The sequence below is a fragment of the Streptococcus mitis genome (genome assembly GCF_000960025.1).
Classification (GTDB): Bacteria; Bacillota; Bacilli; order Lactobacillales; family Streptococcaceae; genus Streptococcus; species Streptococcus mitis_DH.
Map to the genome: position 1 here is coordinate 74,989 of NZ_JYGQ01000001.1, position 14,604 is coordinate 89,592.

The 14,604-nt window shown below is 40.9% G+C and carries 17 protein-coding genes and 1 pseudogene; 16 read left to right on the forward strand and 2 right to left on the reverse strand.

Features of this window, described 5'->3' with window-relative positions; genetic code table 11:
- Positions 1-5: 5 nt before the first annotated feature.
- Positions 6-932, forward strand: a complete 927-nt coding sequence (locus tag TZ91_RS00440) for an ATP-binding cassette domain-containing protein (protein ID WP_001291285.1) — start codon at positions 6-8, stop codon at positions 930-932.
- A gap of 403 nt (positions 933-1,335) precedes the next feature.
- Here the strand turns inward: TZ91_RS00440 and TZ91_RS00450 are convergent, their stop codons facing one another.
- On the reverse strand, positions 1,336-2,214 hold the full coding sequence (locus TZ91_RS00450; RefSeq protein WP_033687323.1) for a LysR family transcriptional regulator: 879 nt from the start codon (positions 2,212-2,214) through the stop codon (positions 1,336-1,338).
- Between the two features lie 127 nt (positions 2,215-2,341).
- On the reverse strand, positions 2,342-2,692 hold the full coding sequence (locus tag TZ91_RS00455; protein ID WP_000208711.1) for a helix-turn-helix domain-containing protein: 351 nt from the start codon (positions 2,690-2,692) through the stop codon (positions 2,342-2,344).
- Positions 2,693-2,964: 272 nt separating this feature from the next.
- On the opposite strand from TZ91_RS00455, the gene TZ91_RS00460 reads away from it, so the two are divergent.
- From TZ91_RS00460 to yidD, 15 genes and pseudogenes are all read left to right on the forward strand, one after another.
- Positions 2,965-4,590: a malolactic enzyme gene (locus TZ91_RS00460; protein ID WP_033687324.1), complete on the forward strand. Its 1,626-nt coding sequence runs from the start codon at positions 2,965-2,967 to the stop codon at positions 4,588-4,590.
- 202 nt (positions 4,591-4,792) lie between these two features.
- Positions 4,793-4,912 (forward strand): annotated as a pseudogene (locus tag TZ91_RS10315) (IS630 family transposase); the annotation flags it as partial.
- Positions 4,913-5,409: 497 nt separating this feature from the next.
- On the forward strand, positions 5,410-6,387 hold the full coding sequence (locus TZ91_RS00465) for an ABC transporter substrate-binding protein (RefSeq protein ID WP_000869838.1): 978 nt from the start codon (positions 5,410-5,412) through the stop codon (positions 6,385-6,387).
- Between the two features lie 11 nt (positions 6,388-6,398).
- Positions 6,399-7,292 carry an ABC transporter permease gene (locus TZ91_RS00470; RefSeq protein ID WP_033687325.1) on the forward strand — a complete coding sequence of 298 codons (894 nt, stop codon included), beginning with the start codon at positions 6,399-6,401 and terminating at the stop codon, positions 7,290-7,292.
- A 12-nt stretch (positions 7,293-7,304) separates the two neighbouring features.
- Positions 7,305-8,108 carry an ABC transporter ATP-binding protein gene (locus tag TZ91_RS00475; protein WP_033687327.1) on the forward strand — a complete coding sequence of 268 codons (804 nt, stop codon included), beginning with the start codon at positions 7,305-7,307 and terminating at the stop codon, positions 8,106-8,108.
- Positions 8,109-8,423: 315 nt separating this feature from the next.
- Entirely contained in the window at positions 8,424-8,672 is a 249-nt protein-coding gene (locus TZ91_RS00480) for a YneF family protein (protein WP_000364990.1), read from the forward strand.
- A gap of 204 nt (positions 8,673-8,876) precedes the next feature.
- On the forward strand, positions 8,877-9,671 hold the full coding sequence (gene racE, locus TZ91_RS00485) for a glutamate racemase (RefSeq protein WP_033687328.1): 795 nt from the start codon (positions 8,877-8,879) through the stop codon (positions 9,669-9,671).
- Complete coding sequence (locus TZ91_RS00490) at positions 9,668-10,639, forward strand: nucleoside-triphosphate diphosphatase (RefSeq protein WP_033687329.1); 972 nt, start codon at positions 9,668-9,670, stop codon at positions 10,637-10,639. Before racE ends, TZ91_RS00490 begins: the two co-directional genes overlap by 4 nt.
- Complete coding sequence (locus tag TZ91_RS00495) at positions 10,615-11,136, forward strand: metallophosphoesterase (protein WP_033687331.1); 522 nt, start codon at positions 10,615-10,617, stop codon at positions 11,134-11,136. Before TZ91_RS00490 ends, TZ91_RS00495 begins: the two co-directional genes overlap by 25 nt.
- Entirely contained in the window at positions 11,133-11,594 is a 462-nt protein-coding gene (gene cbpB, locus TZ91_RS00500) for a cyclic-di-AMP-binding protein CbpB (protein ID WP_000560711.1), read from the forward strand. The genes TZ91_RS00495 and cbpB overlap by 4 nt, the downstream gene beginning before the upstream one ends.
- Positions 11,591-12,325, forward strand: a complete 735-nt coding sequence (xerD, locus tag TZ91_RS00505) for a site-specific tyrosine recombinase XerD (protein ID WP_284697455.1) — start codon at positions 11,591-11,593, stop codon at positions 12,323-12,325. The genes cbpB and xerD overlap by 4 nt, the downstream gene beginning before the upstream one ends.
- Positions 12,325-13,053: a segregation/condensation protein A gene (locus TZ91_RS00510; RefSeq protein WP_033687333.1), complete on the forward strand. Its 729-nt coding sequence runs from the start codon at positions 12,325-12,327 to the stop codon at positions 13,051-13,053. The genes xerD and TZ91_RS00510 overlap by 1 nt, the downstream gene beginning before the upstream one ends.
- 18 nt (positions 13,054-13,071) lie before the next feature.
- On the forward strand, positions 13,072-13,641 hold the full coding sequence (gene scpB, locus TZ91_RS00515; RefSeq protein WP_000105303.1) for an SMC-Scp complex subunit ScpB: 570 nt from the start codon (positions 13,072-13,074) through the stop codon (positions 13,639-13,641).
- Entirely contained in the window at positions 13,628-14,350 is a 723-nt protein-coding gene (locus TZ91_RS00520; protein WP_001222228.1) for a pseudouridine synthase, read from the forward strand. The genes scpB and TZ91_RS00520 overlap by 14 nt, the downstream gene beginning before the upstream one ends.
- Entirely contained in the window at positions 14,350-14,592 is a 243-nt protein-coding gene (yidD, locus tag TZ91_RS00525; RefSeq protein WP_033687334.1) for a membrane protein insertion efficiency factor YidD, read from the forward strand. Before TZ91_RS00520 ends, yidD begins: the two co-directional genes overlap by 1 nt.
- Positions 14,593-14,604: the final 12 nt, after the last annotated feature.

Here is a 14,604-nt window from a genome sequence, read left to right on the forward strand (position 1 = left end):
AGGAAATGTCTGAAAAATTAGTAGAAATCAAAGATTTAGAAATTTCCTTCGGTGAAGGAAGTAAGAAGTTTGTCGCGGTTAAAAATGCTAACTTCTTTATCAACAAGGGAGAAACTTTCTCGCTTGTAGGTGAGTCAGGTAGTGGGAAAACAACTATTGGTCGTGCCATCATTGGTCTAAATGATACAAGTAATGGTGATATCATTTTTGATGGTCAAAAGATTAATGGTAAGAAATCGCGTGAACAAGCTGCGGAATTGATTCGTCGAATCCAGATGATTTTCCAAGACCCTGCAGCAAGTTTGAATGAACGTGCTACTGTTGATTATATTATTTCTGAAGGTCTTTACAATCATCATCTGTTCAAGGATGAAGAAGAACGTAAAGAGAAAGTTCAAAATATTATCCGTGAAGTAGGTCTTCTTGCTGAGCACTTGACTCGTTACCCTCATGAATTCTCAGGTGGTCAACGTCAACGTATCGGTATTGCCCGTGCCTTGGTTATGCAACCAGACTTTGTTATTGCGGATGAGCCCATTTCAGCCTTGGACGTTTCTGTTCGTGCTCAAGTCTTAAACTTGCTCAAAAAATTCCAAAAAGAACTTGGCTTGACCTATCTCTTTATCGCCCATGACTTGTCGGTTGTTCGTTTTATTTCAGATCGTATCGCGGTTATTTACAAGGGTGTTATTGTAGAGGTTGCAGAAACAGAAGAATTGTTTAACAATCCAATTCATCCATATACTCAGGCTTTGCTTTCAGCGGTACCTATCCCAGATCCAATCTTGGAACGCAAGAAGGTCTTGAAAGTATATGATCCAGATCAACATGATTATGAGACAGATAAGCCATCTATGGTAGAAATCCGTCCAGGTCACTATGTTTGGGCTAACCAAGCCGAATTGGCACGTTATCAACAAGGGTTAAACTAATAATGGTTTTATAATTTCCATGTCAACTTTTATGGAAATTATAAACCTTTTTTTGTTGGATTGATTTGGAAAAACTTTGAAAGAGTTTTCGAAAGAAATAGAATTCTTAGAAATCATTGAATTATAGTGAGATGAAATAAAATCTTAACAACTCGATTAGGAAAGTCAAATTAATTTCTAGAAAAGTTTTAGAAGTCGCGGCGTATTACTCTAGCTTCAATCTACTGTATTCTAATACTCTTCGAAAATCTCTTCAAACCACGTCAGCTCTATCTGCCACCTCAAAACAGTGTTTTGAGCAACCTGCGGCTAGCTTCTTAGTTTGCTTTTTGATTTTCATTGAGTATAATATCTACAATGTAAAAAACTCTAGCTATCAGTTCATTGATAGTTAGAGTTTTTTCTATTCATATGATTTAAGGAGTTTAAATAAGGCTTCTATTTCTGATGACGATGTAGCTGATTTAAGGTAAGCGTAATAAACTGTAAAAGTTATCTTATCCTTCGGTATAAGAGGGATTTTTATTAAATCATCATCTTCATCAGAAAGTGCGATATCAGCCAGTAAACTAAGGCCAATCCCTTTCTTTAAAAGTTCTTTAAGAATGACAATATCATCTGTCTTAAAGAATATTTCTGCCTTGTTTTGATGCTTTTGATTAAGCATTTCAAAAGCTTTCAGGTGAACAAAGTGTTCGTCTAAGAGTATAAAGGATTGATCTACTAATTCTTCAAAAGCGAGGGAAGGAACAGTGGCAAAAGGATGGTTCTTAGATAAAACGACATACAGTTCTTTATGAAATAGATCGTGTGTCTCTATTGAAGGATAATTGAGAGGTTCAATCAAACCGAGTAGGCTTGCATTAAGGTCTCCCTTAAGGAGAAGGTTTAATAACTCTACGGAGCCACCGCGGATAGGGCGTATCTTTTTTAAAAAATCGAATTTATCTTTTTCGTTTAAGGCAGCAAAGAGATACTGAATGATAATAGGAGGGAATCCTACAGTAGAGTATTGTGCCAAGGAGCGATTAATTTCTTTGCGAGTAGAAATGACCTCAGGTAAAATCAGTTCTGTATGCTTTAGAAGGATTTGTCCTTGAGGAGTTAGCTTGAAGGAACGATGCGAGGGGTCATGGTGAATCAATTTGCAGTTAAAGTATTCCTCTAAGCGCTTGATAGCATAAGAAATAGATGGTTGGCTGACTTTATGTTGTTTTGCTACTTCCGTATAGGATTGAAGCTGGCAGAGGTCATAAAAATATTGTAGATCTTTTAAATTCATATGGGTTCACTTTCATTAGTTGGAGAAGGAAAATAAGTGGAAAACAGCAGATAAATAATTTTTATCCGTATCCTACAATTTGACTATACGAGTATTCACCAGTTAAAATGTAAGTGAGTCAGGGATCTCAAAGATTATCTAAGATACTCTCAAAAATGACCAACATTTTTTCTCGTTTATCAATAGGGAGCTGTTTAATCTTCATATTGATTCTTTTGAGTGAAAGATTGTCACTCTTATCAGAGGTTGATTCAAGGCTATCAAAATTGAAAAATTCCTCTGGGGTTATTTCTAGGGCGTCAATCACTTTTTCAAGACTGTGAATGGTCAGATTCACATTTTGGTTTTCAAGTTGATTGATATACTTAAGCCCGAGTCCTGCTTGTTCCGAAAGTTCTTCCTGGCTCATTTTATTCTGTGTTCGAAAATATTTCACTTTTTGGGAAATATATTGTTGTAAATAGTTTTTAGTTGTCATATAAATAGAATACAAGTTTTATATGACAAAAAACACCTTAAAAAATACAAAGTATTACATAACATACCTAGATGATATTTATTTTAATTAGGATTGTCAATTTGTATGATTGGTTTATTTTACTCGAAACTTTTAGTAAAGAGAGATCATCGAGAGTTTGATGAGTTCAGAAATTTATAACATATGCGTATACAATTGTATTATTTAAACAACAACGTTTTACGAACAATTCGTTTCATGTGGTATAATATAAGTAAAAAGGAGCTTGCACTATGACTGCACATGATATTTTAAACAATCCTTTCCTCAATAAAGGTACTGCCTTTACCTTAGAGGAGCGAAAGGAACTAGGCCTTATTGGTTTACTGCCACCGTATGTTCAAACGATTGAAGAACAAGCGGCGCAAACTTATGCACAAATGCAAACAAAAGCCAATGATTTGGAAAAACGTCTTTTCCTAATGGAAATTTTTAATACCAACAGGACTCTTTTCTATTACCTCTTTTCTCAACATTTGAAAGAATTCAATCCAATTGTATATGATCCAACCATTGCAGATACGATTGAAGGCTATAGTGATCTTTTTGTAGATCCCCAATATGCGGGATATCTTGATATTAATCATCCTGAAAATATTGAAGCTACTTTGAAAAACGCTGCCGGGGGTCGCGAGATTCGTCTCATTGTTGTAACAGATGCAGAAGGAATCCTTGGAATTGGCGACTGGGGAACAAATGGTGTCGATATTTCTGTTGGGAAATTGATGGTCTATACGGGTGCTGCTGGAATCGATCCTTCGATGGTCCTTCCTTTAGTCATTGATGCTGGGACTAACCGTGAAGAACTTCGTAACAATCCTAATTACTTAGGAAATCGTCACGAACGGGTCCGCGGAGATCGTTACTACGACTTCATTGACCAATTTGTTCAAACAGCAGAACGTCTCTTTCCTAAACTCTACCTTCACTGGGAAGACTTCGGCCGCTTGAATGCTGCCCATATTCTTGAAAAATACCGGAAACAAATTCCGACCTTTAATGATGATATTCAAGGTACAGGAATCGTTACCTTGGGTGGTATCTTCGGTTCGCTGGATATTAGTGGTGAAAAATTAACAGATCAAGTTTATCTCTGCTATGGTGGTGGTACTGCGGGTGCAGGAATTGCCTCTCGTGTTCTTCGTGAAATGGTAAGTGAAGGTCTTTCTGAAGAAGAAGCTTATAAACGTTTCTTTATGGTTGATAAACAAGGTCTTCTCTTTGATGACATGGATGACTTGACACCAGAGCAAAAACCATTTGCTAAGAAACGTGCTGACTTTAGTAACGCAGATAAGTTGACTGACCTGCTTGAAGTAGTGAAGACTGTGAAGCCAACCATTCTTGTAGGAACTTCAACTCAGCCTAATACCTTCACTAAAGAAATAGTAGAAGCTATGTGTGAAAACACAGAACGTCCAATGATCTTCCCTTTGTCAAATCCAACTAAATTGGCAGAAGCTAGTGCCAAAGATTTGATTGAATGGTCAGATGGCAAAGCTTTTGTCGCAACAGGAATTCCTGCTGATACGGTTTCTTATAAAGGTATAGACTATGTGATTGGTCAAGCAAATAATGCCCTGATTTACCCAGGTCTTGGTCTAGGTATGCTGGCTTCTGAAGCAAGTCTTTTGACTGATGAAATGATTGGAGCAGCGGCGCATTCATTGAGTGGTATTGTCGATCCAGGCCAACCAGGAGCTCCTGTCTTGCCACCATTCAAGTATGTAGCAGATGTTTCTATTAAAGTAGCAGAAGCAGTCGCTAAAAAAGCACAAGAGCAAGGTCTTGCACGCGCTAAGGAAACAGATATGGCCAAAGCAGTTCGTGATTTGAAGTGGTATCCAGAGTATAAATAATTCATTTCTGTTGCCTATCCTCGGGATACTTGGCTTATTTTGGATATGTTAGCAATCTACAGAGTTGATAACCGAAAAGTAAAGAGATTGTCGTATTGACTATTGGTTTTAAACAGTATAAAATAACTGTCGATTTTTTGTCCGACTGCCAAGAGTCAGTTTAATACTATACTAAAATCAAAACGCATTATATAATAGTGATATGAAATCAACCAAAGAAGAAATACAAGCCATCAAAACACTTTTAAAAAACTCTAGTACAACTGAATACCATAAAAGTCTTCAAATCGTTCTATTTTGTCTAATGGGCAAATTATTGAAATTATCCTAAAAGAATTGAAAGAATTATGAAAGAATTTTCGAAAAATTTTAAAAAATTCTGAAATATTCTTGACAGGTGATAAAAAAGGTGGTAAGATAGGAAACATCAAAAAAGAAAGCAGAAAAAGAAATGAATAAGAAACAAGCTGTAACGATGAATCAAAACTTTTACTTTAGCTACTTTAGATAGTGTTTGTAGACATGTCACCATGGATGCAAACAGTTCAAGCAATTTGTTTGTATCTATGTGGCTAAGATTTTTGATTGTGGTCCATATAGATGAATATCTAAATGGACTAGCAAAGTTATAACTTGTTAGATTATTTCAAGCATCCGTTTAGGTATTATCTAGGCGGTTTTTTGTTTTATACTCTTCGAAAATCAAATTCAAACCACGTCAACGTCGCCTTGCCGTACTCAAGTACAGCCTGCGGCTAGTTTCCTAGTTTGCTCTTTGATTTTCATTGAGTATTATCTTTTCTGAGAAGGAGTTTCATTATGAAAGTTGTTCGAAAATTACTAGCCCCCCTCTTGGTAGTGGGGATTCTCTTAACCTCTCTAATTAGTTTGCATCAGTTGAAGGCAGATAAGAAAAAAGATGTGTTTCGTATCGGTATTTCGCAGTTTATTACTCATCAATCTTTGGACGCTACTAGAGAAGGTTTTGTGGATGAGTTGGCTAAGCAAGGCTATGTTGAAGGGAAAAATATCGAGATTGATTTGCAAAATGCACAGGGTGAGCAAAGAAATCTAAAAACCATTTCCCAGCAACTAGCAGAATCTAGTGATGTCGTTCTAGCTATCGCAACGCCTTCTGCTCAGAGTTTGGCCAATACAACACAAACGACACCTGTTATCTTTTCAGCGGTAACAGATCCTGTCAGTGCCAAGTTGGTAGAGTCAAGAGAGCATCCTGGGGGCAATGTAACTGGGACAAGCGATCAGTCATCAGATGCCATTTCAACCCAAATCAATTTGATAAAGAAAGTGTTGCCAAAAGCTAAAACAATTGGAATTCTTTATACTCAGAGTGAGCCCAATTCGGTTGTACAAAAGGATGAAGCTAAGCGTCTTTTGGAAGAAAAAGGCTTTACCGTTGTTGAAAAAACAATCTTGGACAGTAACAATGTCAAGGCTGCTGCAGAAAGCTTGATGGCAGAGGTGGATATGGTTTTTGTACCAACGGATAATATCATTTCATCAACCATGGAAACAGTCAAGCAGGTTTCTATTAAACACAAGGTTCCAGTATTTGGTGGTTCAACAGAAATGATTGCTGTGGGTGGCTTGTATAATTACGGAACCAATTATGAAGAATTGGGAAGACAGACAGCTCGCATGCTGATTCGTGTTTTAAAAGGTGAAAAGCCAGAAAATATAGCAGTTGAGTTGCCTGAAAAACTGGAATTGCATACCAATCAAGAAATGGCAGATGCGTTGGGAATTGATATTAGTAAGTTAGAAGGCAAGGAATAAGGAGGTTTAAGATGAATTTTGTATTATCTAGTTTATCAGAAGGTTTGCTATGGTCGATTATGGCTATTGGGGTCTACTTGACTTTCCGTATTTTGGATATTGCGGATATGACTGCTGAAGGAGCCTTTCCACTGGGGGCAGCTGTCGTCGTATCTCAGATACAGGCAGGGACAAATCCTTGGATTGCGACCTTACTTGCTTTGCTGGCAGGTATGGTAGCAGGCCTTGTATCAGGAATGCTCCACACCAAGATGAAAATTCCAGCCCTCTTGACAGGGATTGTGACCTTGACAGGGCTTTATTCCATCAATATTAAAATCATGGGAAGTGTGCCCAATCTTTCCTTGGGAGATTCTTCGATTGTCTTTAAACAGTTGGCGAGCTTGGGGCTGTCAAATGAAGAAGCTGTTTTCTCATTCAGTTTAGCCTGTCTCTTACTTGTTTGTTTGGTCTTGACTCTTTTGATGAAAACAGAGATTGGCTTGGTCTTGCGTTCGACTGGGGACAATATTCCTATGAGTGAGGCTAATGGGGTCAATGTAGACACCATGAAGATTGTTGGTTACATGATCTCAAATGGTTTGATTGCCCTATGTGGTTCCTTGTTTGCACAAAATGATGGATTTTCAGATGTGACTTCTGGGACAGGAACCATTGTTGTTGGTTTGAGTGGAGTCATTATTGCGGAAGTATTGATACACGACTTAACCATTGGAGGTCGCTTGTTATCTATCGGAATCGGTGCCATTGTTTACCGTTTGATTATTTTAAATATCTATGAAATTCCAAATCTAGATCAAAACCTGGTTCGTCTCTTTAATGCGATCTTGTTAGCTTTGGTTCTATTTGCACCAGAATTGCAAAAGAGATTAAAGATTCGTGGTTTGAAACTGAGAAATGAATAGGAGGAGACAGTTATGGCAAGTTTGTTAACACTTGAAAATATTCACAAAACATTTGAAGCAGGGACGGTCAATGAAAACCATGTCCTCAAAGGATTAGATTTAGAGGTTGAAGAGGGAGATTTTATCTCTGTGATTGGTGGAAATGGAGCTGGTAAATCTACTTTGATGAATATCTTGGCTGGCAATCTATCGGTGGACGAAGGGGACCTTTTATTGGCAGGTAAATCCATTAAAAATCTGAGTATAAGAAAGAGAGCCAAGGATATCGCCCGTGTTTTTCAAGATCCTAAGATGGGAACGGCTTCTCGTTTGACGATTGAGGAGAATATGTCTATTGCATTGAGACGTGGGCAGAAGAGAGGACTTGGTTGGGGCGTGAAGGAGAAGGACAGAATCCAGTTCCAAGAGGCCTTGAAGGAGTTGAATATTGGCCTTGAAAATCGATTGAAAGTGGATACTCAATACCTTTCAGGAGGACAAAGACAGGCCCTGACTCTAGTCATGGCAGCCTTGGTGAAACCTAAGCTCTTGTTGTTGGATGAACACACTGCGGCACTTGACCCGAAAACTAGTCAAATGGTGATGGACTTGACGCAAAAGATTGTGGAACACCATCAGTTGACTACTCTGATGATTACCCACGATATGAACCATGCGATTGAGTACGGAAATCGTCTTATTATGCTCTATCAAGGCAAGATAGTGGTGGATGTCAAAGGAGAAGAGAAAAAGCATCTGACAGTTGAAGATCTCATGCATCTCTTCCAGAAAAATAGTGGCCAAAGTCTAGTTAGTGATGAATTGGTTTTGGGATAAAGAAAAAGGCTGAGATCTGGTGTCTCAGTCTTTTATTAGTATAAATGGATAGGCAGAAATATGAAATTAATACTCTTCGAAAATCTCTTCAAACCGTGTCAGCTCTATCTGCAACCTCAAAACAGTGTTTTGAGCAGCTTGCGGATAGTTTCCTAGTTTGCTCTTTGAGTATAAACTCAGTAAGGAGCCCTCTTTCTCAGAAAAGCAGGGTTCCTTTTGCTGTCTATTCCATCTCTGAAAGCGTAAAACAAACTAGTCAGGGTGGCTAGTTTGTGGTATAATGAAAGAGACTCAAAAAGAAACAGGAGAAAAATGATGGATTTACTTTTAGCAATTGTATTGATTGTGCTAGCTTTTCTAGGAGGAGCTCTTGGAGGAATGTACTTGGTTCGTAAGCAAATCGAAAAAGAATTCGCTGACAACCCACGTTTGAATGCTGAAGCAGTTCGTACTCTTTTGAGTGCAAATGGTCAAAAACCAAGCGAAGCTAAGGTACAACAAGTTTACCACCAAATCATCCGCCAACAAAAGGCAGCCCTTGCTAACAATAAAAAGAAAAAATAAATAAGGAAAAGTCTGGGATGAAAGTTCCAGACTTCTCACTATGTTGGCTAAGGGTTTAGGGATGAGACTTTTTCCTTGCATTCTATTGATATTTGATTATGATTAAGAGAGATAGTTGTTGATTAGGCTGTCATTAATTCAGTTCATAAGGAACGGTAATCATAATGAACTATCAATCAGAAAAAAGACTAGAAAGAAGACTGTATGGATAATCGACCAATTGGTTTTTTGGATTCGGGTGTCGGGGGTTTGACCGTTGTGCGCGAGCTCATGCGCCAGCTTCCCCATGAAGAAATCGTCTATATTGGAGATTCGGCGCGGGCGCCCTATGGTCCCCGTCCTGCTGAGCAAATTCGTGAATATACTTGGCAGTTGGTCAACTTTCTCTTGACCAAGGATGTCAAGATGATTGTCATTGCTTGTAATACTGCGACTGCGGTCGTCTGGGAAGAAATCAAGTCTCAACTAGATATTCCGGTCTTGGGTGTGATTTTGCCAGGAGCTTCAGCAGCCATCAAGTCCAGCCAAGGTGGGAAAATCGGAGTGATTGGAACACCCATGACGGTACAATCAGACATCTACCGTCAGAAAATCCATGATTTGGATCCGGACTTACAGGTGGAGAGTTTGGCCTGTCCCAAGTTTGCTCCCTTGGTGGAGTCGGGTGCCCTGTCAACCAGTGTCACCAAGAAAGTGGTCTATGAAACCCTGCGTCCCTTGGTAGGAAAGGTGGACAGCCTGATTTTGGGCTGTACCCATTATCCACTTCTCAGACCCATTATTCAAAATGTTATGGGGCCCAAGGTTCAACTTATCGATAGTGGGGCAGAGTGCGTACGGGACATTTCAGTCTTACTCAATTATTTTGAAATCAATCGTGGTCGTGATGCCGGACCACTCCATCACCGTTTTTACACAACAGCCAGCAGCCAAAGTTTTGCACAAATTGGTGAAGAATGGCTTGAAAAAGAGATTCATGTGGAGCATGTAGAATTATGACAAATAAAATTTATGAATATAAGGATGAACAGGACTGGTATGTCGGGTCCTATGGTATTTTTGGTGGCGTCCGGACGTTGACGGATGATGACTTGGATTTTCCTCTATTGGAGTTTGCCCAAAGATTTCGAGATGCGGATCGAGGTTTTCCTGTTTCTGTTACTGTTTTACGCTATGGTTCTCTCTACCGTTTATTGTCTTTTGTGGTAGATATCCTCAACCAAGAAATGGGACGAAATGTGGAAGTCATCCAACGTCAAGGGGCTCTGCTCTTGGTTGAAAATGGGCAACTCTTGTATGTGGAATTGCCCAAAGAAGGGGTCGATGTTCATGATTTCTTTGAGACAAACAAGGTCAGAGAAACCTTATTGATTGCGACTCGAAACGAAGGCAAGACCAAAGAGTTCCGAGCTATCTTTGACAAATTAGGCTACGATGTGGAAAATCTTAATGACTATCCTGACTTGCCTGAAGTAGCAGAAACAGGCATGACCTTCGAAGAAAATGCCCGTCTCAAGGCAGAAACCATTTCTCAATTAACGGGCAAGATGGTTTTGGCAGATGACTCAGGTCTCAAAGTCGATGTTCTTGGTGGCTTGCCAGGTGTCTGGTCAGCTCGTTTCGCAGGAGTGGGAGCTACTGACCGTGAAAACAATGCCAAACTCTTGCACGAATTGGCCATGGTCTTTGAACTCAAGGACCGCTCGGCTCAATTCCATACAACCCTAGTCGTAGCCAGTCCAAACAAGGAAAGCTTGGTTGTGGAAGCAGACTGGCCTGGCTACATTAACTTTGAACCTAAGGGTGAAAATGGATTTGGCTATGATCCTCTCTTCCTTGTAGGAGAGACAGGTAAGTCATCAGCTGAATTAACCCTTGAAGAAAAAAATAGCCAATCTCACCGCGCCTTAGCCGTTAAGAAACTTTTGGAGGTATTTCCATCATGGCAAAGCAAACCATCATTGTAATGAGCGATTCCCATGGCGATAGCTTGATTGTGGAAGAAATCCGTGATCGCTATGTAGGCAAAGTTGATGCCGTTTTTCATAACGGCGATTCTGAACTGCGTCCTGATTCTCCCCTTTGGGAAGGCATCCGCGTTGTTAAAGGGAACATGGACTTTTACGCCGGCTACCCAGAACGTTTGGTGACTGAGCTTGGTTCGACCAAGATTATCCAAACCCATGGTCACTTGTTTGACATCAATTTCAACTTTCAAAAGTTGGACTACTGGGCTCAGGAAGAAGAGGCCGATATCTGTCTTTATGGTCACTTGCATGTGCCAAGCGCTTGGATGGAAGGCAAGACCCTCTTTCTAAATCCAGGTTCCATCAGTCAACCACGTGGGAGCATCAGAGAATGTCTTTATGCTCGTGTGGAGATTGATGATAGTTATTTTAAAGTGGACTTTTTGACACGAGACCATGAGGTTTATCCGGGCTTGTCCAAGGAGTTTAGCCGATGATTGCCAAGGAGTTTGAGACTTTCTTGTTGGGGCAGGAGGAAACTTTTTTGACCCCTGCTGAAAATCTAGCCGTGTTGATTGATACCCACAATGCGGATCATGCGACCCTCTTGCTCAGTCAGATGACCTATACCCGTGTTCCTGTTGTGACAGATGAAAAACACTTTGTTGGAACTATTGGGCTCAGAGATATTATGGCTTATCAGATGGAGCATGATTTGAGTCAAGAAATCATGGCAGATACGGATATCGTTCATATGACGAGAACGGACGTAGCAGTTGTCTCGCCTGATTTTACTATTACGGAGGTCTTGCACAAGTTGGTAGATGAGTCCTTCTTGCCGGTTGTGGATGCGTCTGGTATTTTCCAAGGAATTATCACGCGCAAGTCCATCCTCAAGGCAGTCAATGCCCTCTTGCATGACTTTAGTAAGGAATATGAGATTCGATGCAAATGAGAGATAGGATTTCAGCCTTTTTAGAAGAAAAGCAAGGCTTGTCTGTCAATTCCAAGCAGTCCTATAAGTATGATTTAGAACAGTTTTTAGATTTGGTAGGCGAGCGGATTTCTGAGACCAGTCTCAAGATTTACCAAGCCCAGCTAACCAATCTAAAGATCAGCGCCCAGAAGCGAAAGATTTCGGCCTGTAACCAATTTCTCTACTTTCTCTATCAAAAAGGAGAAGTGGATAGCTTTTACCGATTGGAATTAGCTAAACAAGCTGAAAAGAAGACCGAAAAGCCAGAACTGTTAGACCTAGACTCTTTTTGGCAAGAAAGTGACTATCCAGAGGGTCGCTTGCTAGCGCTCTTAATCCTAGAAATGGGGCTCTTGCCGAGTGAGATTTTAGCTCTCAAGGTTGAGGATATCAATCTGGACTTTCAGGTGTTGCGAATCAAGAAGGCTTCCCAACAGAGAATTGTCACCATTCCCACGATCTTGCTTTCAGAATTGGAACCCTTGATGGGCCAGACCTACCTCTTTGAAAGGGGAGGGAAAGCCTATTCCCGTCAGTGGGCCTTCCGTCAGCTAGAGTCTTTTGTCAAGGAGAAAGGTTTCTCAACCTTATCCGCCCAAGCCCTACGGGAACAGTTCATTCTACGACAAATTGAAAACAAGGTCGATTTGTATGAAATTGCAAAAAAATTAGGATTGAAAACAGTCCTGACCTTAGAAAAATATAGATAATGGATATTAAATTAAAAGATTTTGAAGGGCCCCTGGACTTGCTCTTGCACCTGGTTTCTAAGTACCAGATGGATATCTACGATGTGCCCATTACGGAAGTCATTGAACAGTATCTAGCCTATGTTTCAACCCTGCAGGCCATGCGTCTGGAAGTGACGGGGGAGTACATGGTTATGGCCAGTCAGCTCATGCTGATTAAGAGCCGCAAACTCCTTCCAAAGGTAGCAGAAGTGACAGACTTAGAGGATGACCTGGAGCAGGATCTTCTCTCTCAAATTGAAGAATACCGCAAGTTCAAGCTCTTGGGTGAACACTTGGAAGCCAAGCACCAAGAACGGGCCCAGCACTATTCCAAAGCGCCGACAGAGTTGATTTACGAAGATGCGGAGCTTGTGCATGACAAGACGACCATTGACCTCTTTTTGGCTTTTTCAAATATCCTAGCCAAGAAAAAAGAGGAGTTTGCACAGAATCACACGACTATCTTGCGGGATGAGTATAAGATTGAGGACATGATGGTTATCGTGAAAGAGTCCTTGGCTGGACGAGATCAATTGCGCTTGCAGGATTTGTTTAAGGAAGCCCAGAATGTCCAAGAGGTCATCACCCTCTTTTTGGCAACCCTAGAGTTAATCAAAACCCAGGAGCTGATTCTTGTGCAAGAGGAAAGTTTCGGAGATATTTATCTCATGGAAAAGAAGGAAGAAAGTCAAGTGGCCCAAAGCTAGACTTGATAGAGAGGAAAGATGAGTACTTTAGCAAAAATAGAAGCGCTCTTGTTTGTAGCGGGTGAAGATGGGATTAGAGTCCGCCAGTTAGCTGAACTCCTCTCTCTGCCACCGACAGGCATCCAACAGAGTTTAGAAAAATTAGCCCAGAAGTATGAAAAGGACCCAGATTCCAGTTTGGCTCTGATTGAGACAGGGGGAGCATACAGATTGGTGACCAAACCTCAATTTGCAGAGATTTTGAAGGAATACTCTAAGGCACCTATCAATCAGAGTTTATCTCGGGCTGCCCTTGAGACCTTGTCCATCATTGCCTACAAACAACCCATCACACGGATAGAAATTGATGCCATCCGTGGGGTCAACTCGAGTGGGGCCTTGGCAAAGTTGCAGGCCTTTGACTTGATACGAGAAGACGGGAAAAAAGAAGTGTTGGGTCGCCCCAACCTCTATGTGACTACGGATTATTTCCTAGATTACATGGGGATAAACCATTTAGAAGAATTACCAGTGATTGATGAGCTTGAGATTCAAGCCCAAGAAAGCCAATTATTTGGTGAAAGGATAGAAGAAGATGAGAATCAATAAGTATATTGCCCACGCAGGTGTGGCCAGTAGGAGAAAAGCAGAAGAGTTGATCAAGCAAGGATTGGTGACGGTCAATGGCCAAGTGGTGCGTGAACTAGCAACGACCATCAAGTCAGGCGACAAGGTCGAAGTTGAAGGTCAACCCATCTACAACGAAGAAAAGGTCTACTATCTGCTTAACAAACCACGCGGTGTCATTTCTAGTGTGACGGATGATAAGGGCCGCAAGACGGTTGTCGATCTCTTGCCCAACGTGAAGGAGCGCATCTACCCTGTAGGTCGTTTGGACTGGGATACATCAGGAGTCTTGATTTTGACCAATGATGGGGATTTTACGGATGAAATGATTCACCCACGTAATGAGATTGACAAGGTTTATGTCGCGCGTGTTAAAGGTGTGGCCAATAAGGATAATCTTCGTCCCTTGACCCGTGGACTTGAGATTGATGGTAAGAAAACCAAGCCGGCTGTCTATGAGATTCTCAAAGTGGACCCAGTCAAAAACCGTTCTGTGGTACAGTTGACCATCCATGAAGGGCGTAACCACCAGGTTAAAAAGATGTTTGAAGCTGTCGGTCTCCAAGTGGACAAGTTGTCACGGACCCGTTTTGGACATCTAGACTTGACAGGTCTCCGTCCAGGAGAATCCCGTCGTCTTAATAAAAAAGAAATCAGCCAACTACACACCATGGCTGTAACCAAGAAATAATGAAACGAATTTTAATAGCGCCTGTGCGCTTTTACCAACGTTTTATCTCACCAGCCTTTCCACCCTCTTGTCGCTTTGAGCCGACTTGTTCAAACTACATGATTCAGGCTATTGAGAAACATGGCTTCAAGGGTGTCTTGATGGGCTTGGCTCGGATTTTACGTTGCCATCCCTGGTCGGAAACAGGCAAGGACCCCGTCCCAGACCACTTTTCCCTCAAACAAAATCAAGAAGAAAAATAAGAGGCTGGGCAA

Coding starts and splice junctions, on each gene's coding strand:
- TZ91_RS00440 (WP_001291285.1), top strand. CDS start 6: ATGTCTGAAAAATTAGTAGAAATCAAAGATTTAGAAATTTCCTTCGGT.
- TZ91_RS00450 (WP_033687323.1), bottom strand. CDS start 2,214: ATGAATTTAAAAGATCTACAATATTTTTATGACCTCTGCCAGCTTCAA.
- TZ91_RS00455 (WP_000208711.1), bottom strand. CDS start 2,692: ATGACAACTAAAAACTATTTACAACAATATATTTCCCAAAAAGTGAAA.
- TZ91_RS00460 (WP_033687324.1), top strand. CDS start 2,965: ATGACTGCACATGATATTTTAAACAATCCTTTCCTCAATAAAGGTACT.
- TZ91_RS00465 (WP_000869838.1), top strand. CDS start 5,410: ATGAAAGTTGTTCGAAAATTACTAGCCCCCCTCTTGGTAGTGGGGATT.
- TZ91_RS00470 (WP_033687325.1), top strand. CDS start 6,399: ATGAATTTTGTATTATCTAGTTTATCAGAAGGTTTGCTATGGTCGATT.
- TZ91_RS00475 (WP_033687327.1), top strand. CDS start 7,305: ATGGCAAGTTTGTTAACACTTGAAAATATTCACAAAACATTTGAAGCA.
- TZ91_RS00480 (WP_000364990.1), top strand. CDS start 8,424: ATGGATTTACTTTTAGCAATTGTATTGATTGTGCTAGCTTTTCTAGGA.
- racE (WP_033687328.1), top strand. CDS start 8,877: ATGGATAATCGACCAATTGGTTTTTTGGATTCGGGTGTCGGGGGTTTG.
- TZ91_RS00490 (WP_033687329.1), top strand. CDS start 9,668: ATGACAAATAAAATTTATGAATATAAGGATGAACAGGACTGGTATGTC.
- TZ91_RS00495 (WP_033687331.1), top strand. CDS start 10,615: ATGGCAAAGCAAACCATCATTGTAATGAGCGATTCCCATGGCGATAGC.
- cbpB (WP_000560711.1), top strand. CDS start 11,133: ATGATTGCCAAGGAGTTTGAGACTTTCTTGTTGGGGCAGGAGGAAACT.
- xerD (WP_284697455.1), top strand. CDS start 11,591: ATGAGAGATAGGATTTCAGCCTTTTTAGAAGAAAAGCAAGGCTTGTCT.
- TZ91_RS00510 (WP_033687333.1), top strand. CDS start 12,325: ATGGATATTAAATTAAAAGATTTTGAAGGGCCCCTGGACTTGCTCTTG.
- scpB (WP_000105303.1), top strand. CDS start 13,072: ATGAGTACTTTAGCAAAAATAGAAGCGCTCTTGTTTGTAGCGGGTGAA.
- TZ91_RS00520 (WP_001222228.1), top strand. CDS start 13,628: ATGAGAATCAATAAGTATATTGCCCACGCAGGTGTGGCCAGTAGGAGA.
- yidD (WP_033687334.1), top strand. CDS start 14,350: ATGAAACGAATTTTAATAGCGCCTGTGCGCTTTTACCAACGTTTTATC.